Source organism: Paenibacillus sp. J22R67 (genome assembly GCF_059692175.1).
The window spans coordinates 490,754-514,712 of record NZ_JCAUAX010000002.1; the positions used below are offsets into that span (position 1 = coordinate 490,754).

At 43.1% G+C, this 23,959-nt stretch carries 27 protein-coding genes and 1 riboswitch; of the genes, 3 read left to right on the forward strand and 24 right to left on the reverse strand.

Features of this window, described 5'->3' with window-relative positions; all coding sequences use genetic code 11:
• Positions 1 to 647 precede the first annotated feature (647 nt).
• Positions 648 to 1,301: a FusB/FusC family EF-G-binding protein gene (locus tag AC58VC_RS08290; protein WP_497368361.1), complete on the forward strand. Its 654-nt coding sequence runs from the start codon at positions 648 to 650 to the stop codon at positions 1,299 to 1,301.
• A 128-nt stretch (positions 1,302 to 1,429) separates the two neighbouring features.
• On the opposite strand, the gene AC58VC_RS08295 is transcribed toward AC58VC_RS08290, so the two are convergent.
• From AC58VC_RS08295 to AC58VC_RS08380, 18 genes are all read right to left on the reverse strand, one after another.
• Complete coding sequence (locus tag AC58VC_RS08295; protein WP_497368362.1) at positions 1,430 to 1,732, reverse strand: NAD-dependent epimerase/dehydratase family protein; 303 nt, start codon at positions 1,730 to 1,732, stop codon at positions 1,430 to 1,432.
• A 143-nt stretch (positions 1,733 to 1,875) separates the two neighbouring features.
• Positions 1,876 to 2,019 (reverse strand): hypothetical protein, encoded by a 144-nt coding sequence (locus AC58VC_RS08300; RefSeq protein ID WP_497368363.1) that lies wholly within the window; start codon positions 2,017 to 2,019, stop codon positions 1,876 to 1,878.
• A 173-nt stretch (positions 2,020 to 2,192) separates the two neighbouring features.
• Positions 2,193 to 2,432, reverse strand: a complete 240-nt coding sequence (locus AC58VC_RS08305; RefSeq protein WP_145656181.1) for a tautomerase family protein — start codon at positions 2,430 to 2,432, stop codon at positions 2,193 to 2,195.
• A gap of 60 nt (positions 2,433 to 2,492) precedes the next feature.
• A complete protein-coding gene (locus tag AC58VC_RS08310; protein WP_497368364.1) occupies positions 2,493 to 3,233 on the reverse strand; it encodes an SDR family NAD(P)-dependent oxidoreductase in 741 nt (246 codons plus the stop codon).
• 48 nt (positions 3,234 to 3,281) lie between these two features.
• Entirely contained in the window at positions 3,282 to 3,911 is a 630-nt protein-coding gene (locus AC58VC_RS08315) for a DsbA family oxidoreductase (RefSeq protein WP_497368365.1), read from the reverse strand.
• Entirely contained in the window at positions 3,908 to 4,453 is a 546-nt protein-coding gene (locus tag AC58VC_RS08320) for an NAD(P)H-dependent oxidoreductase (RefSeq protein WP_497368366.1), read from the reverse strand. The genes AC58VC_RS08315 and AC58VC_RS08320 overlap by 4 nt, the downstream gene beginning before the upstream one ends.
• A 27-nt stretch (positions 4,454 to 4,480) precedes the next feature.
• A complete protein-coding gene (locus AC58VC_RS08325) occupies positions 4,481 to 4,804 on the reverse strand; it encodes an NIPSNAP family protein (RefSeq protein ID WP_497368367.1) in 324 nt (107 codons plus the stop codon).
• Between the two features lie 91 nt (positions 4,805 to 4,895).
• Positions 4,896 to 5,465 carry a TetR/AcrR family transcriptional regulator gene (locus AC58VC_RS08330; protein WP_497368368.1) on the reverse strand — a complete coding sequence of 190 codons (570 nt, stop codon included), beginning with the start codon at positions 5,463 to 5,465 and terminating at the stop codon, positions 4,896 to 4,898.
• Positions 5,466 to 5,679: 214 nt separating this feature from the next.
• Positions 5,680 to 6,543: a DUF6454 family protein gene (locus AC58VC_RS08335; protein WP_497368369.1), complete on the reverse strand. Its 864-nt coding sequence runs from the start codon at positions 6,541 to 6,543 to the stop codon at positions 5,680 to 5,682.
• Positions 6,544 to 6,546: 3 nt separating this feature from the next.
• Entirely contained in the window at positions 6,547 to 7,302 is a 756-nt protein-coding gene (locus tag AC58VC_RS08340) for a glycerophosphodiester phosphodiesterase (protein ID WP_497368370.1), read from the reverse strand.
• Between the two features lie 32 nt (positions 7,303 to 7,334).
• Positions 7,335 to 8,180 (reverse strand): ABC transporter permease, encoded by an 846-nt coding sequence (locus AC58VC_RS08345; protein WP_497368371.1) that lies wholly within the window; start codon positions 8,178 to 8,180, stop codon positions 7,335 to 7,337.
• Positions 8,177 to 9,355 (reverse strand): extracellular solute-binding protein, encoded by a 1,179-nt coding sequence (locus AC58VC_RS08350; RefSeq protein WP_497368372.1) that lies wholly within the window; start codon positions 9,353 to 9,355, stop codon positions 8,177 to 8,179. The genes AC58VC_RS08345 and AC58VC_RS08350 overlap by 4 nt, the downstream gene beginning before the upstream one ends.
• A 23-nt stretch (positions 9,356 to 9,378) precedes the next feature.
• Positions 9,379 to 10,410: an ABC transporter ATP-binding protein gene (locus tag AC58VC_RS08355; protein WP_497368373.1), complete on the reverse strand. Its 1,032-nt coding sequence runs from the start codon at positions 10,408 to 10,410 to the stop codon at positions 9,379 to 9,381.
• Between the two features lie 34 nt (positions 10,411 to 10,444).
• Complete coding sequence (locus tag AC58VC_RS08360; RefSeq protein ID WP_497368374.1) at positions 10,445 to 11,269, reverse strand: ABC transporter permease; 825 nt, start codon at positions 11,267 to 11,269, stop codon at positions 10,445 to 10,447.
• Between the two features lie 5 nt (positions 11,270 to 11,274).
• Positions 11,275 to 12,306 (reverse strand): LacI family DNA-binding transcriptional regulator, encoded by a 1,032-nt coding sequence (locus AC58VC_RS08365; protein WP_497368375.1) that lies wholly within the window; start codon positions 12,304 to 12,306, stop codon positions 11,275 to 11,277.
• 166 nt (positions 12,307 to 12,472) lie between these two features.
• Positions 12,473 to 13,567, reverse strand: coding sequence for a sensor histidine kinase (locus tag AC58VC_RS08370; RefSeq protein WP_497368376.1), 1,095 nt, complete (start codon positions 13,565 to 13,567; stop codon positions 12,473 to 12,475).
• Entirely contained in the window at positions 13,557 to 14,246 is a 690-nt protein-coding gene (locus AC58VC_RS08375) for a response regulator transcription factor (protein WP_497368377.1), read from the reverse strand. Before AC58VC_RS08375 ends, AC58VC_RS08370 begins: the two co-directional genes overlap by 11 nt.
• A 155-nt stretch (positions 14,247 to 14,401) precedes the next feature.
• Entirely contained in the window at positions 14,402 to 14,833 is a 432-nt protein-coding gene (locus AC58VC_RS08380) for a hypothetical protein (RefSeq protein ID WP_497368378.1), read from the reverse strand.
• Between the two features lie 218 nt (positions 14,834 to 15,051).
• Between AC58VC_RS08380 and AC58VC_RS08385 the strand changes: the two genes are divergently transcribed.
• Complete coding sequence (locus AC58VC_RS08385; protein ID WP_497368379.1) at positions 15,052 to 16,611, forward strand: glycoside hydrolase family 26 protein; 1,560 nt, start codon at positions 15,052 to 15,054, stop codon at positions 16,609 to 16,611.
• Between the two features lie 65 nt (positions 16,612 to 16,676).
• Here AC58VC_RS08385 and gudD read toward each other — a convergent pair whose 3' ends face one another.
• Positions 16,677 to 18,044, reverse strand: a complete 1,368-nt coding sequence (gene gudD / locus AC58VC_RS08390; RefSeq protein WP_497368380.1) for a glucarate dehydratase — start codon at positions 18,042 to 18,044, stop codon at positions 16,677 to 16,679.
• Positions 18,045 to 18,235: 191 nt separating this feature from the next.
• Between gudD and AC58VC_RS08395 the strand changes: the two genes are divergently transcribed.
• On the forward strand, positions 18,236 to 19,075 hold the full coding sequence (locus AC58VC_RS08395; protein WP_497368381.1) for an alpha/beta fold hydrolase: 840 nt from the start codon (positions 18,236 to 18,238) through the stop codon (positions 19,073 to 19,075).
• A gap of 70 nt (positions 19,076 to 19,145) precedes the next feature.
• Here the strand turns inward: AC58VC_RS08395 and AC58VC_RS08400 are convergent, their stop codons facing one another.
• The 5 genes from AC58VC_RS08400 to AC58VC_RS08420 all read right to left on the reverse strand — a co-directional run bounded on the left by AC58VC_RS08400 (position 19,146) and on the right by AC58VC_RS08420 (position 23,827).
• A complete protein-coding gene (locus AC58VC_RS08400) occupies positions 19,146 to 19,532 on the reverse strand; it encodes a hypothetical protein (protein WP_497368382.1) in 387 nt (128 codons plus the stop codon).
• An 86-nt stretch (positions 19,533 to 19,618) separates the two neighbouring features.
• Positions 19,619 to 19,755: riboswitch (cyclic di-AMP (ydaO/yuaA leader) on the reverse strand.
• A gap of 58 nt (positions 19,756 to 19,813) precedes the next feature.
• Positions 19,814 to 20,644: an alpha/beta fold hydrolase gene (locus AC58VC_RS08405; protein ID WP_497368383.1), complete on the reverse strand. Its 831-nt coding sequence runs from the start codon at positions 20,642 to 20,644 to the stop codon at positions 19,814 to 19,816.
• A 54-nt stretch (positions 20,645 to 20,698) separates the two neighbouring features.
• Positions 20,699 to 21,121: a MarR family winged helix-turn-helix transcriptional regulator gene (locus AC58VC_RS08410; protein WP_497368384.1), complete on the reverse strand. Its 423-nt coding sequence runs from the start codon at positions 21,119 to 21,121 to the stop codon at positions 20,699 to 20,701.
• An 84-nt stretch (positions 21,122 to 21,205) separates the two neighbouring features.
• Positions 21,206 to 21,706 carry a hypothetical protein gene (locus tag AC58VC_RS08415; RefSeq protein ID WP_497368385.1) on the reverse strand — a complete coding sequence of 167 codons (501 nt, stop codon included), beginning with the start codon at positions 21,704 to 21,706 and terminating at the stop codon, positions 21,206 to 21,208.
• 15 nt (positions 21,707 to 21,721) lie between these two features.
• A complete protein-coding gene (locus AC58VC_RS08420) occupies positions 21,722 to 23,827 on the reverse strand; it encodes a PrsW family glutamic-type intramembrane protease (protein ID WP_497368386.1) in 2,106 nt (701 codons plus the stop codon).
• Positions 23,828 to 23,959: the final 132 nt, after the last annotated feature.

Consider the following 23,959-nt stretch of genomic DNA (forward strand, 5'->3'; position numbering starts at 1 on the left):
TCAAAATCTGTACTACCACTGATCAATATAGGAAGTGAACCATTAATTTTGAAAAGGAAGCAGCAAAAATAGCACCTCCAAACTCTCACAATAGAACTATGGTGGAGTTGTGGGGTCTCCATAATCCGAAGGGTTTGTTTAGGGAACTAGAGTCCACTATTTTGGAGAAATCGAGCTTTTTCCTCCTCAATCGGAACTACAGGATCTTATTTGTCCTCCCATACCCGTTTTTCAGGTGGAATCAGCAAAATAGCGGAACGTAGTTCCCCCTGCACTTGAAAATGTTCCTATTCAGAGAAATAGCGGACTCTAGTTCCCTCCATGACCTATAATTTCAAAAAAGGAGCTGCCCAGTGGCAGCTCCTTCGTCCCTTATCGGGTAATTTTTAATTATACTGGACTTTCCTTTGATTAACTGGGCTGTTTTTCTTATAATAGACATTATCGCAGCTATAAGGAGTTGGTATCGATGGCAATAAACGATTGCCAGATTGGCACAGTCTCATGCAAAGCCTGTTTCGGAGGCGATACTTTGCATGGGCGAGAATTGAGCAATAGGAAAATCGCCTAATAAAGCATCTATCGGTTCCACGATTTGGCTTTGCACCTTATTGGTTTTGCTATTAAAAAATAAGGGGCTGTTCCATATGTGTGAACCATTCATAAGAAATCATCAATTCAATTTTATTAAGAAACAAGCAGGGCTTCTGGAGCATGCGCTACGGACGAACGCAGATCCGAAAGTGTTGGAATCCGTCAGATATAGCGCCGAATCGAAAATCTCTGAACTTTTTCCAGACGTTACAGACAACCAGAAACAAATGCTGGAAACCATTTTCAAACTGCGGACAGCAGACGATTTTCAAAAACATCTGAAGGCGTTAGAGCCGTATTTAGTGGAATTCCCGCCAATTAGTGCAAAGCAAATTCTGAAACTATTCCCCAAAAATAAAAAACTAAAGCTGCCTGATTTATTAGCCATAGACTATCGATATGTCACCTATCTTAGCTGGATCGATATATCCACGAATAAGCTATTCATTGTTTATCAGCTAAACGGGCAATTTGTTGGTATTGAGGGCAAATATACCCCGACTAACAAGAAAAGCTTTTGCTTTTTATGCAATAGGTATGAAGAACTCGCTTTATTTACGGCAATCTCCAAAAAAAGGCCAGCTCACACGACGCCTGATTATTATAAAGCAGTCGGTAACTATTTATGTATGAATGGCCATGAGTGTAATAAGAACTTGACGGATGTTTCTCCGTTAGAAAAATTTATTGACACCGTTATCGGTTAAATGAAAGACCGGGACCTCTTGCTTCATAAGATCCCGGTCTCTTTATTTTCTCCGACGGTATTACATGGGTGGAATTTCAGAAGGCACCTTCAAGTTGGTTACATCGATACCTTGTTCATCGCGAGCTTTCAACAGGCTTCCATCACATGAAATGTACCATCCACATTCACAGCAAAAATAGTTTCATCACTTACAGGCGGATTATGTGCGCAATGCCATGCTGCTAGATGAACAACAGCATCCATTCCTTGTACGGCTAATCGAACATCACCTGGGGATCTCGTGTCGCATCTAACGAATTCGTGTTCTCTCAAATCATCCGCATTGGGAGGCACAATGTCTGCCATCCTAACCGAATAACCTGCTTGAATTAAGGCTCTGCAGACAGCTTGACCACCATTGCCCGCGGCACCGGTAACAAGAACTTTCATATACTGACACCACCTAACTTCGTATTTGGGTTACCTATTCGTCATTCTACAGGATACACCTGCTAATGAGGTAAAATTAGGCAAAAAATCCCCGAAGTTAATCTTCGGGGATTATGTATTCGATTATGCTAGTTTTCACTGCATTAACCAATGATGCTTTTAGGCAGCAATTTAGTGAAAAAGCTCGTTTCATTTTCTACTTTTATTTTTTCAGGTTTCATAACTTGATCATATTTCATTGTATTTTGAGACATCATTTTTTCCCATGCGTACGTGTTGATATTCAATGAATAGTCCTCCTTCAATTTCTCGGGTGATCTTCTATATCTTAGCTTGTATTTGTTCACCCGGTGTAAAAAAGGATTTGATTTATTGTAAATCTTACACGTCATGTTCGAAAAGTAAAAACACCGCCGGTTTCATTGGCGATGTTTTGGATACTATATACAGTCAACTATAGTTATGACTTCGTTTTCTCAGCAAGTTTCTTGCGATATTCTAAGGCAGGTAGTCCACCCCAACCCCAATTATCGGTGTCAACTTCTTCAATAACAACGAAAGTAGATTCTAATGGTTTGTTCAAAACGTTGAGCAAGACCTCACTGACCCCTTTAATAAGCGCGGCCTTCTCTTCTGCAGTGACAGACTGACGATCTGGCGTAGTGCCCTCACGGGTCACTTGGATATTTACGATCGGCATCGATATTCTCCCCATTCCTATTAAAAATAGATCTCTAATTTGCTATTAGATTGGCTTGATTTACTTAGTACCTGCGTTTTGTCCACCATCCACATAAAGGATTTCACCAGTAACGAAGTTGGCAGAATCCAGATACAAGACGGCATCCACGATGTCTTGGGACTCGCCCATACGACCAATCGGATGTAAACTAGCAAGCGCTTCATGTGTTTCTACAGCGTGCATAGGTGTTTTAATTACACCCGGCGAAACGGCATTCACGCGAATACCACTAGCCGCATACTCGATAGCCAATGATTTGGTAGCTGACTTCAAGCCCCCCTTCGTCAACGAGGCAAGTACAGAAGGAACGTTCACTGACGGTTGATCAACCAGACTTGTCGTAATATTCACGATATGTCCTGATCCTTGTTTCAGCATCTCGGTCACCGCACGCTGCGTAACATGGAAGAAGCCAACGACATTCGTGGATAAATACGTTGCAAAATCCTCTTCCGTATACTCCGTAAACGGTTTAGACATGAAGATACCTGCATTGTTAACAAGTGTATCGATGCGTCCAAAGTGAGTTAATCCTTCTTCGATTAAACGATGCGCGACCTTAGGATCGGCAATATCACCAGCTACGAACTTCACGTTTTTTCCTGTTGGATCGATTTCTTTCGCGACCTCAGCTAATGCCTCTTCGCGGCGCCCATTGATGACGACTTTCGCACCACGGTTCACCATCTCAATTGCCATAGCCTTCCCGAGACCGCTGCTTCCGCCAGTAATCACTACTACTTTTCCTTGTATCGTCATTGGTTATTCTCCTTTATGATTTTCTGGATGTTGATAGCTCAAGTGGACTTACATTTGTTCAAACATTTTCACAAAGTCAGCAGGTGATTGCAGACCAGACAAGCTGACTTCTTCATTAATAACGAAGAATGGAACCCCTCTGACACCGAGTTTCTGCGCAGTAGCTTGACTTAATTCAACTTTATCTAGCTCTTCACCTTGTGTAAGGCGTTCCTTCAGGTCCGCGGCGTCACCGACTCCGATGGCTGCTCCTATTTTCACAAGCTCATTTACATCGCCGATATTAACGCCCTCTTCGAAATAAGCCGTGTATATTTTCTCAATTAATTGCACTTTTAAGTGCTCTGGTGCTATCGCTATTAACTGATGGGATAACACTGTATTCGGCGTATATTTAACGAGATCCATATTATATTGAAGTCCAAAATTTTTCCCGTTATCGTTATATTGCTTCTTTCTAGCTTCGAATTGAGGAACCCCGCCTAAGCGGCCAATCATCACCTGACGATAATCTTCTCCCTCAGCACGAATTCCAGGGTTAATCTGAAAAGCATTCCAACGAACCGTTGCCTTTTTACCTTCTGGCAATTGCTTTAGAGCGGTTAACAGACTAGTCGTTCCCATGCGGCACCAAGGGCAACTGGTGTCCATATAAACGTCAATCAGCAATTCATTCATTTCGTCAACACCTCAGCTGGTTTCACAGTTTTAATATGATTTACGAAGTCTTTGCTACTTTGTGCTAATCTTTCATCCGTCACGTCGGAAGTGTCGTTTAGAACGAAGTGAGGCAGATATGTGCCACTAATAAAGCGAGTGAGTGCCTGCATAGGTGTCAAAATTTCTTCGATTGTAAAACGGTTGGACCCGGTTGTTTGATAAGACTCTTCCGTTCCATACGCCGAAATTGCAAAGCCAACTTCTTTACCCACTGTTTTCGTTGCTTCAGGTCCATATGCCCAGTTGTATAGCAAGACAGTGTCAAACCATTTTTTCAGTAATGGCGGTGTGCTGTACCAATATAGCGGGTATTGGAAAATAATTCGATCATGCGCCTCAACCAGCTGTTGCTCTCTAGCCACATCGATATTTTCGTCTGGGTACTCTTTGTGTAATTCATGGATCGTGATATCGTCATGTTTTTGCAATTCTTTTACCCATGATTTGTTCCAATTGGATGCCTCGATGTTCGGGTGAGTTACGATAACTAAAATTTTCATTTTTATTTGCTCCTATTCATAGTTAGATTATTTGTTTGCGAAAAATGGGACATCTTTCATAAATATACTTTCTTGTTTCTTAACAAGCGGTCCATCAAGTTCTGAGAGTCGTCTTACTTCAATCCACTCAGGATCGTTGCGGAATCTATCATAATTCAGGTTACGTTCCTCCATGGAGGCATGTTCAACAATATAATAGAGTCGGTTACTTGATTCATCTAAATCTTCCCAGAAAAGCGTTATTTTCATATCATGTTTGCTAAATAATTGAATAACATGATCCCTGAATCTATCTAAAATAACCTTCATCTTGCCAGGATTAACATCATAAATCCGCAGCTCATATATCATCCTTGACGCCTCCTAGTAGAAAGTGTTTGTTCATTCGTGCCATATACCTATTAAAAGGTAGGTAAGTATTTAAAAGAAAAATGATTTCTTTTTAGATTAGACCCGCAATTAAACCTTCGGCAATCACTTCAAACCTACTTTTATCCCGAAAGCTTCTAGCCAGTAATTGTGCTCCTTGAAGAGAAGCCAGAAATTTATGGGCTTGTACACTCGCGGCACCTTCAAAGTTAATATGCCCTTCCCGGCGTCCCTGATCCAATACGCGTTCCAGCCATGTTAAATTTGCGGTGAAAAATTGTGCTAACCTGTCACGTACTTTCTCTGACAAAGTAGCCAATTCAGTAGAAAGCATGACACTTAAGCAAGTACAGTAATCCTGGACTGGGCCATCGAAAATGAGAATGAATTTACGCAATTTCTCTAAGTTGTTCGGTGTTTCGACGTCGATTTGTGCAATTGCAGTCATAGAATGTTTGTGATACCGGGTGATCAGCGCTTCTCCCAAATCCTCTTTGTTAGGGAAATGATAATGAATGCTGGCCGTACGTATCCCGACTTTTTCTGCAATATGTGCGTAGCTGAATCCGTTAAATCCGACTTCCTGCACTATGAACTGGGCTGTGTCTAAAATAATTTCTGCGGTATTTTTATGATTGCTCATCGCGTTCTACCTTTTAGTAGATAGATTCTCAACTCCTCTCTTTCTCTGATATTCAACCGCCCACTCATCATACTATAATCAAGGTCATCATGCATAATATAGAATCGTGATACTGAGCATCTCAATTTCAGATACCTGTGCTCACAGCGCATAAGCGAAATCCAGATTGCAAATCCTATTGATAAATGAAAAAAGCACCCTGATGAGTGCTTCTTCATTTTGTTACTTGGATAGGACATGTTTCATATATGAGAAGTGACCCGTTATTATCATCAGGAACGGCATAAAGTCTTATCTCTTCACCAGCGCTCTCAAGGAACACCGGATTACGGGTAATCACATGACCTTGCGGAGAAAATTCAGTCATAGGTATTTCATGAATCGACTTTAGCGTCCTCAGATCGATCAAGGCTAATCCACCCAACTCGTAAGGCTTGGTTTTGCTAGCAGGATTGACTAACTCAGAGATACCGCTCAGAATCACTTTTCCGTCACCTACATAATGACCATCTTGATAGTCGATAAAATGACTCGTATTATCTTTCTCAAGCAGGTGCTGCCCACCTAGATTCCATTCATAGAATTTGCGAGAACCCCAGCTGTTGCCGATTAGCTTTCCATTCTGGCCCTCACGCACTATTCCTCCGATATGATCCTGAACTCGGAACGATTCTTCTGCTCTCAAAGTGATTGGATCTACTTTGTAAACAATCGATTGGCTGTGAGGTCGATATTCAGCGACAGGCACCCAAATATGAGTGCCATCATAATCAATACCACCAGGATGATAAATTTCACCTTCACCCAACGATATCTCATTCACAAGCTTCCCTTGGTAATCAAAGACGAATAAGTGGCCGATCCCCTTGCCAGGTGTACGATCATAACGGTGATTCGGCTCGTCAATTCTCCTTGGCGATTCGATAAGTTCAACCGATGACATATAAAAGAGGTCGCCGATTCGAACCATCCCTTGGGAGTGATAATTGTTGAATTGCAGCTCAATTTGTTCTTTTTGTTCCCACTTTGTCTTGCGTGTAAGATTTCGGAACAGAGCGATGAGTTTCTGATCATCCATGTATTATGGTCTCCAGTTGCTCTTCAATTGTACTAAAGCGGCAAGATTTCGCGTCGTGATCGATGCAACGCCTAGGCTGGCATACTTGCGCATTACCTCTTCTTCATTCACAGTCCACACATAAACAGGTAGATCTAAGGAAGTTGTATAATCCATTAGTTCTTGATTAACGATACTATAGTGAAAATTGATCCCAAAACAAGAAGCTGCGCGAGCTTCTTCGCACGTTTGCACCATAGCATCTCTATATGGAAGTGTTCGAAACAGGTTATGGTTGGTATTCAGCAGTCTACGCATTTCCGGGTTCAACTGCTGAGCCATCAGCGCACGATCTGCCTCACACCCGGATAAATAAGCTTGATCCAACATCCCGTATTTTTTCACTAACGCTGCCGTCGGTTCAATGCTTTCATCTACCTTCAAATCCAAGTTCACCTTTTTACCTGATACTTGGATAAGCGGAAGTATGTCTTCCAACTTGCAGATTTGAATCATCTCCCGTTGTTCCCCTTGCGTGACTTCAAACCGCAGCTCTTTCAATTCACCATAAGTCAATCGTGAAAGGGAAATTTGGGCCCCTTCTATGGTCATCCATTCATCATCATGAGCCAGTACTGGAATGCCATCTTTGGTCACTCTGATGTCTTCCTCTACGACATCTGCACCGTTCTGAAGTGCCATTTGCACGGAATGCAGCGTATGATCTAGTGTGTTCATGCTGCCGCTATGGGCAGTAATGAGTGGAAATCTATCCTTCATGCTGCGCACCTCCTCTTCCTCATTATGCTGATTTATCTAGTCCTAGCACTCTCTTCCGTGATCATACTGCGAATGTAAAAGTACCCCATCACAGAACAAAGCAAGAACGTAAAGAAGGCGATTGCCGCAGCTAATTGCTTTTCCTGGAACACACCGAAAACTTGTTCCATAGAAACCCCTAACATTTGTGGAGCGTTAGGTCCAATTAGGAAAGGAGCCGTAAACGATCCAATTACACCCATGAATACAAATGTAACGGCTACGAGCAATGTTTTATAGGTAAGCGGCAAGATGAACCGTACAAAGATTTGCAGTTTACGTGCTCCTACGTCCTTCGCGCTTTCAATGATAGAATTAGGAACCGCGGATAAAGCTGATCCGAGCAGCATCGTCGTAAAAGGAATGTTAAACCACAAATTCGCGATGATAATCCCCTTCATGTCGAAAATAATACGCGGCATCTCCCCACCGTTAACTAGAAGCAGCATACGGGAAACCCAACCATGATTACCGAGCAATTGAATTAAGCCATAGGTAGCGATAACAGATGGGATAAAGATTGGAATCATATACAATTTACGTATCCATTTTACCATCGTGCCTGTGTTGAATCTCATATAAGCAGCTAAAGCGTAACTGATAATCAGTACGAGGATAACGGAAACAATCGTCACTTCTAGGGTGAAAATAATGTTGGAGCGCATCAGCTTATCCGTGAATAAATACGTGTAATTGGACAAATCATAACCGCCGGATTTATTGGTCAAGCTTTCTTTAAAGGAAATGATAATCGGAATGACGACAGTGACGAAGAGTAATAAAAAAGAGGGGATAACCAGAAGTAATCCGAATATCCCCATTTTCATTTGTTTACTCATTGTGCAGCAACATCACTTTGCCAGCGCTTCGTCATATCTTTATCAAGTTCACCGATATTGAACGAGCGGAATCCTTCGGATGCACCTTTGAATGAATCTTGCACTTCTTTGGACATGTTAGAAAGCTTAATGCCTGGGAAGCCATGCATTTTGTCTACAACTACACCTTGTGCCTCAGGTGAAAGAACGAAATCCAGGAACTTGTAAACAGCGTCTTTTTTCTCAGACAGCTTAGGTACCATTAAGTAGGTTGGTCCGCCGTTAAATCCAGGCGTAAGTTGTGTCATTTTTGTTGATTTCGGAAGTTGTCCTTTCGCGACTTGCTCAAGCACCATATCCGACCAAGCTGGAATCATATCGACTTCACCGCTTGTTAACAAATCTAGAGTACCTTGGTTTTTCTTAGGATAAATGCCTTTTCCATACACGGATTTCCCGAGATCCTTAAGCAGAGCAAAACCTTGATCCCAACCTTTTTCAACGCTTGGATCGGAATTATGAATCGCTTCTTCTGGCAAGAATTTATACAGAGCAGTTGCCACAAAAGAGTTACCAGCACCACCTGTGGATGGATCGTTATAGGCGAATTTGGACGGGTTTTTCTTGATCCAATCGTACAGTTCATCCAACGTTTTTGGAGGAGCACTTACTTTATCGCTGTTATAAGCGAGTACAACGGCAGATGAACGATAAGGAATAGCGAGATTAGAGATATCTTTTAACGTTTTCTCATCGACATTAGCTAGATTTTTAATTTTGTCAGCTGCTAAGGAATCCCACAGATCATCTTTTTGTCCCCGTGTAACATTAGACAAGCCATCTTCATACAAATCGATGTCGCCAGACCCTTTATTCGCTTGTTTGGCAGCCATAATACGGTCATAAGTTGGTTGTGCGCCAGTACCTGAAGGAATATAAACCGGTTTTACTTTTACGCCTGTATTTTGCTTCTCAAACATTGGAATCAACGTATCCCATAGATCTTTAACATTTTGCGAACCGGTAAAATAGAAGTTAAATTCGACGGGTTGCTTGCTATCTGCCGTTGCTTTAACAGGAGCGCTGCTTGGAGCTGCAGAACCTGCATTTGTCGCAGAATTACCACACCCAGAGATGAAAGCGGCCGTAGCGGTCATTAAAGTTACAAGCGTAATCGCGGATTTCTTCTGTAACATGATGTTGCCTCCTTGGATTGGGTTTAATTTTCTGAAAATGCAATTACTTTTGCAAAATTTGTTTTTACTTGTTGCCCTGTATGGAGATCCTTGACAGAATCCCTTGGTTGAAACGCCCGGATTGTTCCGTATTGAGGTAAATCAATGGATACTTCGGCATAATGGCCAAGCACCATCACCTGTTTGATCACACCCGGAAGGCCTTGTCCTGCTTCACCTTCTATGATCACGTCTTCAGGTCGGATGGCAAGATGTACATGCCCGGACAGATTTTTTGAATTTGGAAAACTTAGATGCCCAACCGTAACGCGTTCGGCAGCGATCACCCCTTTCAAAAAGTTCATTTTGCCGATAAATTGAGAAACGAACAAGCTGCTTGGTTCATCGTAGATTTCTTGCGGTGAAGCGATTTGCTCGATATTCCCTTGATTCATAACGACAATACGATCTGAAATCGATAATGCTTCTTCCTGATCATGGGTGACGAATACCATCGTAAGGCCTGTTTTCGATTGAATTTCCCTGAGCTCTTCCCTCATCTCGTGACGAAGCTTAGCATCTAGTGCGGAGAATGGCTCATCGAGCAGAAGAACAGCCGGTTTCAGGAGCAGAGATCTTGCAACCGCAATACGCTGCTGCTGGCCGCCGGAGAGTTCTCCCGGATATTTATTCTCGGCTCCAGGCAAGCGAACCAGCTGCAGCACTTCGTTCACGGCCTTATCGATTTCCGCCTTTTTGAACTTGCGTATTTTAAGGCCGAACGCGAGGTTGTCATACACCGTCATATGCGGCCATAGATTGTAGCCTTGAAAAACCATGGACGTAGGACGTTTCTCGGGAGGCGCTTGAAGGACACTTTTCCCCTCAATGAGAATGTCGCCTGAATCTGGGTCTAAGAATCCTCCGATGCTGCGAAGAACAGTTGTTTTGCCGCAGCCTGATGGGCCAAGCAATGTGATTAACTCACCTTTACGAACATCAAGAGAAATTCCTGTTACGCCTTCGCCTGTTTTATAGCGTTTCGTCAATTGTTGTACTGAAAGCTGAATGTCCATGTGTGCCCCCTTCTATTTATGAATGGATCTGTCGTCATTTGAGTTGGAAACCGCTGGACATAATATCTGCGCTCACAAAACGTTGTGCAGCCAGCAAGAGAATGATCGTCGGTGCTGTTAAAATAATGGAAAATACCGCACCCGCATAAGCCGGATAATCGCTAATGATCGAATACATAACAATCGGCATCGTTTTATAGTTAGGGATGCCCACCAGGAATGTACCCTGCGCTTCATCGAGCGAATTAAGGAATGTAAAGATTGATGCTACGATAATTCCCGGCATAGCCATGGGCAGCGTAATACTGCGAAACACTCGAAACGGGCTCGCTCCTACATCCCTGGCTGACTCCTCTTGAGCCAAGTGCACATTACGGAAAGCGGCCGTTGGAATCCAGGTCATGAACATGAGCACGTTAATCATATGGATCAAAACAACACCTATTAACGTGTTCATCAGTCCGAGTTTGAAGAACAGCACAGCAATCGAAACATAAAGTCCCATTTTCGGAAAAGCATGTGTTAGAAGGAATGAGAACAAGAAAAACTTACTAAGTGGAAATCGTATGCGTGCAAACGCGTACGCCGCTGGAATGCAGAGTACAATGGAAAGTGCCGTTACAATCGTTGCGATAACAAAAGACAAGCCAATCGATTTCGCAATATCTTCTTGCTGGAACACAAATGCCCACCATTTCAGCGACCACTCATGCGGTAAGATATCGGGGTACGTCCATTTGCCGGTGAAAGCCAGAATGGCCAGATTAAGCAGTGGGCCCAAGAAAAAGATGACGAATATAACTAGGATGAGAAATTCCACGATTTTACGTGGACCTATCGCTTTTAAATACCAACGCATGCGGACTAACCACTCCTTTCATTGGATAATATTTGGGTCGATTGACGGACAATAAGTTTGGGTACCAGTTGTTTGGGATTCTCAATGTTTGCTTCCTGACGGATAAGCTTGTCCAGCAAGCTGAAGGCCTCAGTCCCCATTTCCTCCGTATTGACTCTAATCGTTGTCAATGAGGGCGAAAACATAGCGGCAAAGTCGATATCGTCGAAGCCTGCAACCGCGACTTGATCTGGAATGCGGATCGCCTGTTCCAGCATAAACTTCATAGCGCCTAGCGCTATCATATCGTTGGTGGCGAATAGCGATGTATAACCGCCTGCGCGAAATTCCTCCCAGTGAGCACGCATTAACTCGTACCCTTCTCCAAAGGTGGATGTTGATGCCTGCAGGATTGAACTTGCTGAGAACGTTATTCCCAATTCTTTCAAATGATTTTTGAAGCCCTTCAGTCTTAAATTGTGGCTGCGATGCGTCTGTGGTCCGGCGATCACGAAAATGTGTCGATGACCCTGATCGGTGAGATGCTCAGCAACCATTCGGCCGCCCTCTTCGTCTTGATTCACAATGTGCATGACCCCATCGACATCCGTGGAGCCGTTCACCATGACATAGGGAACTCCGAAGTTGGCGATGTAATCAATGACATTTTGCTGCAAACGGCTAATAAGGATCAGCCCGTCCACCCTTTTCTCCATCAGAAAATCTGCCGATCGAAGCGACATTTCATGATCCGTCGTAACGAAGACCGAGTAATTCATGCTTGCGGCTGTCATTAGAATAGCATCAAGGATTTTCCCATAAAACGGATGGGACGCAATTGGATGATGTCTCCGATAAATCAGAACGCCAATGTTATGTGTTCTTTGTGAAACCATAGCCCTTGCTACGGCATTGGGCTTATATTGTAATTCTTCTATCAGCTGCAGCACTCTATTGCGTACTTCCAAGCTGGTATAACCCTTGCCAGATATCACCCGAGATACAGTTGATTTGGATACACCGGCGCGTAGGGCAATTTCCTTAATCGTATGTTCCATGCTGTGACCTCATTTCTGTATGTGAGACCGTTCCCACACATTTAATTTAACTTAGAAATATTATTGCTGTGTTAGCAGCAAGATAAGTAATTGTAAAGGCAAAAAAAGCCGCTCCTAGGTTCTCACAACCTTTGGAACAGCTCTTATATAAGGTGAAACTCGTGATTTATACGTACATAGGCAGCTGAATCTCAAACACCGTACGTTGTTCATTACTAGAAACAGTGATCGTTCCCTCATGTGCATCTACGATGCTTTTTACAATAGCTAGACCAAGCCCAGAACCGCCAGTGTGCTCCGAGCGAGACTTTTCTGCCCGATAGAAGCGTTCGAATATATAAGGTAAATCAGCACCAGAAATTGGCATTCCATCATTCATGATGTGTAAAATAACATGCTTCGCACTCTGTTTAACACTGACATCAATGAACTTCCCATACTTGCTATACCGAATCGCATTCGATATCAGGTTTTCCAAAGCGCGCATCAGCTTATCTCCGTCAGCAAGGATCATAGCGATTCCCTCCTGATACGACAATCGCATTTCCATCTTCGCTTCGCGCAGCTGGAACGAATAATCTGCCGCTAACTGTCCGATGAGATCGGTAATATTGATTTTTGAGCGATTTAATCTGTTCGGTCCATAACTCATTTGCGTATAGTCAAACAAACCATTCACCATTCGTTCTAGTCTGCGTGACTTTGCATATGCGATGTCGGTGTAATACCTTAGCTCAACCTCATCCTTGTAACGATCCTCACCGATTAATCGCAAATATCCAAGTATAGAGGTAAGCGGCGTACGTAAATCGTGGGACACATTCGTAATCAGTTCACTTTTTGTTTGTTCCGCTTTTAGCTCATCTAGCTGAGAACGTTGCAGCTTATCAACAATCCGGTTAATCCCCATAGCCAATTGACTTAACTCATCATCTGATTTTATCGCAATCCGGTGATCGAAATGACCTGCTTCAATTTCCTTAACACTCTCTATGATTCGCATAAAGGAATGAATAGGTTTAAAGCTCAAGACTAGCGTAATACCAATGAAAAATAGATATCCTAAAAGGATATAGCAGCTTTGAATACCGATTTTTTCATCAATAATATTGAAATATAGCCAAAGGGCTCTAACACCGTAGTTCAATAAGATTCTTAAAGTCATATAGATGCAAAAAAGAAAGAGTAGCGTACTCGCCGCGCTGATTGTAAGCATAATGATGAGTTTAGTAACGATTTGTTTGTACAGGTTATTTTTCAATTTTGTATCCGACTCCCCATACGGTTTGTATCAACTTATACCCTAGCTCTTTTTCCAATTTGTCACGAAGATTGCTAATGTGCACCATAACGGTATTATTGGAGAAATAATAGTTCTCCTGCCAAATGAGCTGAAAGATTTCCTCCGCGCTGAAAACTCTCCCTGGATGAACGGCCAAGAGATGAAGGATCTCAAACTCCCGATTCGTCAAGGGAACGTCCTTGCCATCCGCGGTCACTTTATGATTCGCCTTGTTAATCTCAATGGCATGTATTTTCAACACATGTTCAGGATCCGTATGAGGTACAGCGTTATATTGAAACGAACGACGAAGAAGCGATTTCACTCTTGCAGCTAGTTCTAATGGGTTAAAAGGTTTTATCATATAATCGTCGGCACCGCTCATTAACCCCAGCACCTTGTCCATATCCTGTGTCTTCGCGCTTAACATGAGAATGGGGATCGTTTTGTTCTCCCTCACTTTTCGGCACACCTCCATTCCGTCTATGCCCGGCATCATGACATCGAGGATAATCAAACTAACCGCATTCTCCTCCAGTGCTATTAACGCGTGTTCACCGTTATACGCCTGCAAGATTTGAAACCCTTCATTCTGCATGTAAATCGAAACCAAATTGGCAATTTCCTTGTCGTCATCTACAACCAAAATCGTTTTCATCCTTCTAATTCTCCGATCTTACCTATTTGTTAACGTTAGGGTAACACCAAAAGTTAAATTTTCTTTTAACTAATTCATAAGTTTTTCTTAAGGTTTATATAAAAAAGAACGCAGTTGATTTCCCTGCGTCCTTGTTATTGTCAACCTACGAATCGTTAGCCGACCCCTGGATCTCCTGGATTCCACTGTTTAAATGGCGGCACCGTATAGGTTTTTCCATCCATGCCAACATAGGAAATTGTATTTGTTTTCCCGTCCCATTTCGCGAATTCCGTTTTTAATCGGGCACTAATTTCATCATATTGTTGTTGAGACACTTGGCCTAAGCTGATCGATTTGCTGTAAATTCCGAGCGTTTGCTCTAATCTAGTACTTTTGAATTCTCCTAGTGTCAGTGGTTTTTTCTTATAGTTCCCATCGTTCTCTACCTCATAAATATATCCAATGACATTCGAATCATTCGTTTGCGCTTGAACAGATGGAACTACAGGTGCTGCCGAATGATCAGTATTTGTTGCGGCATAGGCAGTGGCTGCGGTTGTTAGGATTAGTGTTGCAAGAGATGCTGATAGAATTAGTTTTTTCATTTTTAAATCTCCTTTTTCGTGGTTGTTGTGTCGTCGACGACATCTTTTATATTAAGGGTAAATTTTAAAGAGTATTGTAAGTAAACCTTAAGATTTATTAAGAAGCTATCTCCCTATTGGTAGCGACACTTCCATTGACCGCCTCCCAAGTTTGGGCATACAATTAACTTATTGAATCCGCGGAGGCTTACAACTTCCCTATGAGAGGAACCTCTATCATGTTTAAAAAGGTTGTCTGGACAATAGGTGCCATCGGCTTGGCAAGTTGCATCGCGGTCACTTTTTTTGTCATCGATACGCAAATAAATGACCTCGAGCATAGCCGATCAGAACCTGCTGCTATATGGACTCATCCCACCGTTACTTCCCCAACTCCCAAGCCCAAACAGCCGGATATAGTTACCTATTGGAAGAACCAAGAGAAGAAATCCGCACAATCCGGATATTCTGATGCCGCTGCTGCCTACCAAGATCGGATCGCGGCTTACTCAGCCGGGCTTCCTTCGATATCGCCACTAACTCATAATTGGCCTAGCATTCAATCTCCTTCAGCGAAAATGGAGCTCTATCACCGCGTCCCTTCGATAGCGGAATCTTCCAGTCTTGCAAAACACGAGCCAGCATCAGGGACTTATATTGGTATGCTAGGGGCAGATCGCAGAGTCGGCTATGATGTTACGAAGATTGAAGATGTATACGGACGAAAGCACGCCCTTTATTTGGCTTATGTCGGATGGCGGAAGGTACAGACCGATACGAACACGTATTTCCCGGCACGGACAGCCGAAAGAGTAAAGGAGCTGGGCGGCGCACTCCAGATCGGTTGGGAACCGCGCTATGGCTTGGACGACGTGCAGGATGACGAATACGTCCGCCGGTTTGCGCGGGAAGCCAAGGCTTCCGGCATTCCAATATTCTTGCGTTATGCTTCAGAGATGAATGGCGCATGGGTGCCTTGGCATGGTAATCCTCAGCAATACGTGGAGAAATTCCGCCTTGTTCACGATATTATGGCCGAAGAAGCACCTAATGTCGCGATGGTTTGGTCGCCTAATTTCTCGCCAGCGGATACGATCGATGACTATTATCCAGGCGACGCCTACGTAGACTGGGTTGGTTTCTCCTTGTACAATACTCCCTATTCAGCAGATAAAGAACAGCTCAAAGGGAGCGTAATCGATACCTTCGCACCTCTCTATGAGCGTTATAGTCATAAACCTATTATGATTTCAGAGGGGGCAATTGCTCATACCTATTTGCCGACTAACCAAACATATTGGAGCTGGGCCGAAGGCCAAATGGGGTACATGTACGGTTTGCTGCCGCGATTGTTTCCGCAGGTTAAAGCGATCACCTACTTTAACTTCAGCCGCGCGCAAGCGATTCGAACGAATGGGACTTATGTCTACGATATCGGGGAGAATCCCTTCATGGACGGGTTATATCAAAGGCTAATCACATCCGATTGGTTCCTAAGCAAGGTCGAGTCAGGTGTTGACCCTATTCAATATCGGTATGCGCCAGTTCTAGGCCAATCTCTTCCCATTGGAAAACAAACGGTTATTGTTAACCCTAAGCTTGAGAATGAGCGAGGTGAACCTCCATTTGCTATCGCCATTTATCAAGGCAATCAGCTTCTTGGCGTCAGTTATGAAGCTCCATGGGAAATTGAAGTTCAAGTGCCTGCTGAGTCGGCGACTGAACCATGGTATGCACTAGCTTTCAATGACAAAATGGAGCCCACTGCTATTAGCAAAGGTGTTACATCTACAAATTAATGGCATCTTGCATGAAAAAACCCTGACGGATCAAAGTCCGTCAGGGTTTATGTTATGTAGATCACCTACCTCAAAAGACAAGGTCGTTTATGATCATATTTCCAATTTGGGACATAAAATTGCATAGCCAACGCATCATCACGCGCTCCCAAACCTTCCTTATTGTAAAGCTGATGCGCTTTTTCAATAGCGTCCATGTCAATTTCTACGCCCAGACCCGGCTTGGTCGGAACATCCACCATGCCCCCAACAATCTGAAACGGCTCCTTAGTCAACTGCTGACCGTCCTGCCATATCCAATGCGTATCAATCGCCGTTATTTTCCCCGGTGCTGCGGCTGCCACATGGGTAAACATCGCAAGTGAAATATCAAAATGATTGTTCGAGTGAGATCCCCACGTCAGTCCCCATTCATGACACATCTGAGCTACTCTAACAGAGCCTTGCATCGTCCAGAAATGTGGATCGGCTAGCGGAATATCGACAGATTGCAGCTGAATCGTATGCCCCATCTGGCGCCAATCGGTAGCGATCATGTTGGTTGCCGTAGGAAGGCCTGTCTCACGCCGGAACTCAGCCATAATTTCACGGCCGGAATAACCGTTTTCTGCTCCGCATGGGTCTTCGGCATAAGCCAATACATGATGCTTATCGCGGCATAGGTGAATCGACTCAGCTAAAGACCATGCCCCGTTAGGGTCAAGTGTAATTCTGGCTTGAGGGAAACGTTCCGCTAGTGCTGTGACCGCTTCGATCTCCTCCTCACCGCGCAGTACGCCTCCTTTCAGCTTAAAATCATTAAATCCATATCGCTCATGAGCCGCTTCGGCTAGTTTCACAACGGCCTCTGGTGTAAGCGCTTCCTCATGACGCAGTCTAAACCACTCGTTCTCAGCATCCTCTGCCCCCAGGTACGGGAGATTTGTTCGATTCCGATCACCTATATAAAACAAGTAGCCTAACATCTCTACTTTATCGCGCTGTTGACCTTCTCCTAGAAGTGCAGCAACAGGAACACCAAGGAATTGTCCCAAGAGATCAAGCAATGCGGCTTCCAAAGCCGTAACGGCATGTATCGTGATGCGAAGATCGAAAGTCTGCAAACCGCGTCCACCCATATCTCGATCAGCGAATTGCTTGCGAATTTTGGTAAGAATGTTATTGTATTGACCGATCGATTGACCGATAAGCAGTGCGTTCGCATCTTCAAGCGTTTTACGAATATTCTCACCGCCTGGTACTTCACCTACGCCCGTATGCCCTGCACTATCCTTAAGAATGACGATATTACGTGTAAAGAATGGAGCATGAGCCCCACTAAGATTGAAGAGCATACTATCGTGCCCTGCAACTGGAATAACCTTAAGTTCGGTAATAATTGGTGTACGGGAAGTCTGGTTTCTCGATTGCTCATTTAGTAGTTCTTGTTTCATGTCTGGTCTCTCCCTCTCATTTGGATGAATACCGGTTTAATGAATGTGAAAACTAACTAGCTACCTTATGCTAAATTGTACCACGTCCTCTAGCTCCTAAGTACTTAAATACGTCAAATTCACATATTTTTGTTAGGGAATAGTATGAGCTCGCCGGAGAGGAAGTTGAAATCATGGTACATTATAAAAAAATGAAGATTGATGGTTGGGATCTATTTTTTCGCCAAGCCGGAAGTCCTTACAATCCAACAATCATCCTACTTCATGGTTTTCCAAGCTCATCCCATATGTTCAGGGATTTAATTCCTCTACTATCAGACCGATTTCACGTCATTGCTCCTGACTATCTTGGATTTGGTAATAGCAGCATGCCTACCGTAGAAGACTATTCGTACACCTTCGAGAATCTATCTATGATGATTGAAAAGCTTATTGATAATCTGTGTATTTCTCATTATATTTTGTACACCCATGATTATGGGGGTCCTATCGGATTCAGACTGGCTATTCGTAATCCACAGCGCATTCTTGGGTTCGTTATTCAGAATGCCGTGGTAAGTGTAAACGGGTTAGGAAAACCCTTTGATCTTTTCAAAGCACTCTGGGCCGATCGAAGTCCTGCAACAGAGGCAGCCTTTGCCAAGCTAGTAACCTTTGATTTTACCAAAATGCAATATGTTACTGGCGTGTGCCAGCCTTATCTGATTAGCCCCGATGGTTATTTAATGGACCAATTATTCTTGGATCGCCCAGGCAATGACCAAATCCAGCTGGAACTGGGCTACGATTATCGCAAAAACGTAGAACAATATCCCGCTTGGCAGCAATACTTGCAAACGTATCAACCTCCTACCCTGATAACCTGGGGCAAAAATGATTTTATATTTACGATAGAAGGGGCTCTAACCTTTGGAAAATTATTGAAATGTGTGGAAACTCATTTTTTATGTGGAGGGCATTTTGTTCTCGAAGAACAAAGCCAGCATGTTTCCGAGCTTATCAAGCGCTTTTTTGGCCGTATCTATACTTGAAGTTCCGTTACTTAAATTAACAAAAAAGGAGCTGCCCGCAGGCAAGCTCCTTCTCTATTGTTGAAGATAGTTAAATAGTACTGCTGCTAATGTACTCTCTGAGGCAAGGATACGGACCACTGAGGATATGCGCCATAGTTACGATAAAATTGTGATGATCCTCCAGGATTTGCGGGGAAGTACCGACACGACTGGCTAGTGATTGTTCAACCGCTAATTCCTTTTCGGAACTTAGTTGATTGAGCAGCTCATTGTTTTGAGCGACCGTTTTGCTTATTTCCATTAATGTCTGTGTTTCGACGCCTGATGGTTGGTAAGCCAAATTCGGAAATTGAATGTCGAATTCCTCTAACCGCTGTTTTAAATGAAGAATCTCGTGTTGACGTTGTAAAGAATCGTTGGATCTCTTCACTTGAATAAGATTCTTCAACCCATTGGTTACTCTCGTAAGCAGCATGTCTAGTTCCTCCTATTTTCTCTAGAAGAGAAAAAGGAAGCGAGGGAATAGAACCTCATGTAACAGGGTTCCAATTAATGTTTCTAACCTTTTCTTTCTACGCTGACGAAGTTAGCTGACGGATTCGGGTTGAAAGTTAACCCTAACACAATATATGTGTACTCACCCCAGGAAACTTGGTTCCCCCGCTTCTTTAATCTAAAGAATTAAGCGTATTTTATCAATTTACTCCAATGTTTAAAGAGAAGCAATAGTAATATTTTCTTATATCTGCTATGTCATTAGTCATGCATGCCTTTCAACCAAACTAGTATTCGATCTACTACCTCCTTATATCTTTGCCCGACTAGCAGGCCGGTGTGCGTTGTATTCCAAAGCCCCGTATATTCAGCATGGAGATGCTCAGCCGTCACCTTCCCGCGCATGTCATCCTCCTCACCATTTACTGCCTTAATAACCAAACTTGGCATATCTATCAACCTGCTGTCTATCGAAATTCCACCGTTTGATCCCAATGAATAATAAAAAGCGTTAAATGCTTTTAACGACTCCATAGCCAAATATTTTCTCTGAAAATCAATGTCATCTACCGATTCATCTATACTTGAATAATCTTCTCGGGTTGGGGCAGGCATGATGCTTCCCAGTGTCATTTGTCCTATTTCTTTGTAAGGTACAGATTCATAAACTTCCTTGCTTATACTTGTATCAATCACCACCAAGCCTACGAGTTCAACCGTCTCAGCCAGCTTCTGGCTCAATATTCCACCCATACTAAAGCCAATGAGAATCGGAGGAACACCACATTCAGCCAGTACCTCCAACATATCCTCCAAATAATCTTCGAAGGATACATTTGTCAAATCGAGCACTCTGCTCTTGTAATGTCCTCTTAAATTCATAACATAACATTGCCATCCTTTATTTATAAAGTGAGGAATGTATTTACTCCACATCCAACTGCCCGTGTAAGCACCGTGTACGAATAAAAGTGGAGGTCTTTCTGGATTTGCCTCTGGAAGGTCATCTCCCTCGAATACTTCTAAGAATAGATCATTTTCTCCGATGTATTTCACCCTATGATCTGGCAAATCTTTCGTATAATCTCTCATGAAAAGCTCCTCCTCGTTATTTAGTTTGACGTCAAACTATTAGAACAAAAAAAATTAAAAATTGTGATAAATTTTCATTAGAATTCGCAGCAATTCTTCTTTTTCTTGATCCGAGATATTAAAGTAAAATACGTCTAACATTTCTTGGGATATGGTTTCAAATACAGGCTTCAGTTCCTCCCCTCTTGGCGTTAAGGCAACATATACGACCCTTGAATCTTCGCTGTCCCTTTCCTTAGTCACATAGCCGATACGCACCAATTTGTCAACGAGTGCAGTCACAGTAGACTTATCTTTATCAATTCTCTTGGCGATATCCGCCATAGTCAATCTAGGCGCATGAAACAGTGCAAAGATAATATCTCCATGTGAAATAGCCATATCCTCGACCCCGTATTTCGCCATCTCGGATATAATAAACCGATTCGTCTTTTCTCTAATTTTGGATATAAGTGATACAGCATCTCTTGGTTTCATATCTCGATTATAGTTTGACGTCAAACTAATGTCAAATATAAATTTAAGGCAGCCGTTCCAATTGGCCGGCTGCCTTAAGTCTAATCACAAAAGCTTACTCTCGTAGGATTCTTGGAACCACTCATAATTGTCAAGAATACGTTCCTTATCCGCATCACTTAAATCTAAATATCTGTCTACAATGGATTTCAGCATTTCTGAAGAGAATGATTGTCCCTGAGGTTGTAAACTGTCAGCGGATAAACTGTCCATAATTGCCCCTAGTAGTGCCGCAGGAGCACTTCCTACCTGATTGTTAACTATCTCTACTGCTTTTGCAGGATTATCTTCATATAACAAATTAAATGCAACGGCTTGAAGATACGCATCCCCTAAATTTTCTTCCAGGATCTTCGAGCAGAAAGGTGATGCTTTTTCCTTATCCTTTATGGACAGTTCAGTTAACGCTGTAGTGACTTCCTCAACATTGTCTAAACTGTTTAGAATCGCAATTAACTGATCGGTATCCATATTGGAGATGTATGTTTCATAATTAACGATCCTGTCCAATGCTGCTGCTTTCTCATCTTGCTTCTTATTATCCATTCTATACCTCCATACTTAAATGGTCGTTGGGATTAACTTTATTGTTGAAAGATACGGCTGTCCATTAACCATCTTCCACGTTGTTAGTACTTTGAGTTTACCATTAGGACCTTCTAGTATGCTTGGGAAATCCAACGTATTTTCAGGTCTTATTTGTTTTCCTACTTCTAATAAATGATTGGCAATGGATTGGTTATTCTCTATTGTATCACTTAATCCTATCGATTCGAGTTTTTGCCGCATATCATCTGAGCGATCAAAATTATGTTTCATCTTTTCAAGTCTTTTTAACTGTTCGGCATTATGAGGGTCTGCATCAAATACTTTTCTTTGGGTTTGTTTTAATCTCTTTAAATCTCGGATCTGTTCCCTCACGTCTTGAATGTTAACATTGACCTTGCCTCTCAAATATTTCTCAATTTTATCTACGGGTATTATCGTATCTCCATCTGTATAGACCTTAATGGCTTTCCCACTCTGCGGTGCAATAACCTCTTCAATTTTAAGCTTACCTGGCACGTCAATATCCAGCTTTCGGGAACCCAGCTTGTCGAGAATTTTGCGGGCGTAGCGCCGCCCTCTCTTCCCCAACCAGCCGATAGCTCTGCCGAATGGAATTCGGCTTAATATAATACCTGTAGCAACGGCGAGCGCATTTTCGGGTGTCAGCAGCTTCTTTGGATCACGTATATACCCTGCAATCTCATGCCCACTGCCGGCAATTCCAGTCGTAGTCAACGCGAACCCGACAGCAGGCCAGAACCCAACAAACAGCAACGACAACGCTATAGTCCCAAGAATAATTGCACCTTGCTCGAACCACGACAACCGATCCCACCAATTTTGTAACGAATCGAACATACAAGCAAAGCAAGCTAGTCGATCGCCGCCTAAGTAGTAGCCCTCCATACCCTTATACAGAGCAGCCACAAGCAGAAACGCAGCAAGTCCAGTGAGTACCTGATACAGAACCTTCATCCGTTTCTGGATGTGCTCCTGTCTACCGAGTGCTTCCTCATTGCCATAAAGCAAATTAAATCCAAGCTCACGCCTGTGCCGGTAGAAATCAAGCCAATAACCGAATTTCCCCCGCTCTAGGAACAGGGAAGATAAGATGTTCCACAGCTCAGAGAACGGATTGAGAAACGGCTCGTTCGGCAGGGTTGGCAGGCGTTGACGTACTTTATTCAGCGATAAATAATCAGCAATGAGCGATGCAGCCAGCATCAGCAGGAAGACAGGCTGCGTTTGATAACCGCTGCCAGTCCAATCATGAAGCTGGAAAACCCATCCCGGTAGCTTGTGCTGCCCATTATACGCCGCGTGATCAAGGATAGACCAAAGTAATATAGCTGCAGGGAATAGAATGACCCATTTCGTTAATCTAGGCCACAGCCGATAAGCAATCCCGCACGCTAGTGCAATCATAGCAGTATGTACCGGATGACCGACGGTCATCATCGTCGGAAACAGACTTTCTTCGAAGCGTCCTGGAAACAACGAGAAGAAGTCCCAATGGATCGTTTCGCCGCCTAGCATCGTAAAGCTATAGCCAAACTTTTTAGCAAGAATACCGGAATTTAACCACCTTCGGGCAAGCTCCTCCATGAGTTGAAAGCCGACACCTGTTGCTGCACCGATAAGCGTATAATCTCCTAAACTTAGAGCGGAGGCTCGTCGCGAGAAGAATAGGAAGATCCCCAGGGGAAGGAGTTTCCATAATTCTTCGAAAATGGGTGTTATAACGGCCATGGACCAAGTCTCTGACGTTCTTCCGCCGAAAAGCACGTGGAACGCATTGACCGTAAGAGTTGTGAATGGTACGACGATGAAAACACCTGCAAATACGAACAGAACGACCTGCTTCCACGGCATCGTTTTGCTTCGGCATAGAAACCAAAATTGCAGCAGCACATACATCGACCATACATACTGAACCATCATGGCACGTGATTCTTTTGCGAAAAATAAGCTCAGAACAAACACAATTAGCGACAACCAAGAAAAAATCGTATAAGCCTTTTTCATAACCGGATATTTCTCTATCCATGCTTGGCAAATCACAAGGATAGCCTCAATAAAGTCCCGAATTCCTGTTCGAATGGCCCAAATCGAATTCACGACGTTCGCCTCCTTCGAAAGACATAATCCCAAAAATTGGTATATTATAGAGTTCGTTACGCAATTATTTTTTGTGGGGGACGTCCTGACATCATTGTTGAACTCGCCATAAATAAAAAACGACTGCTTCAC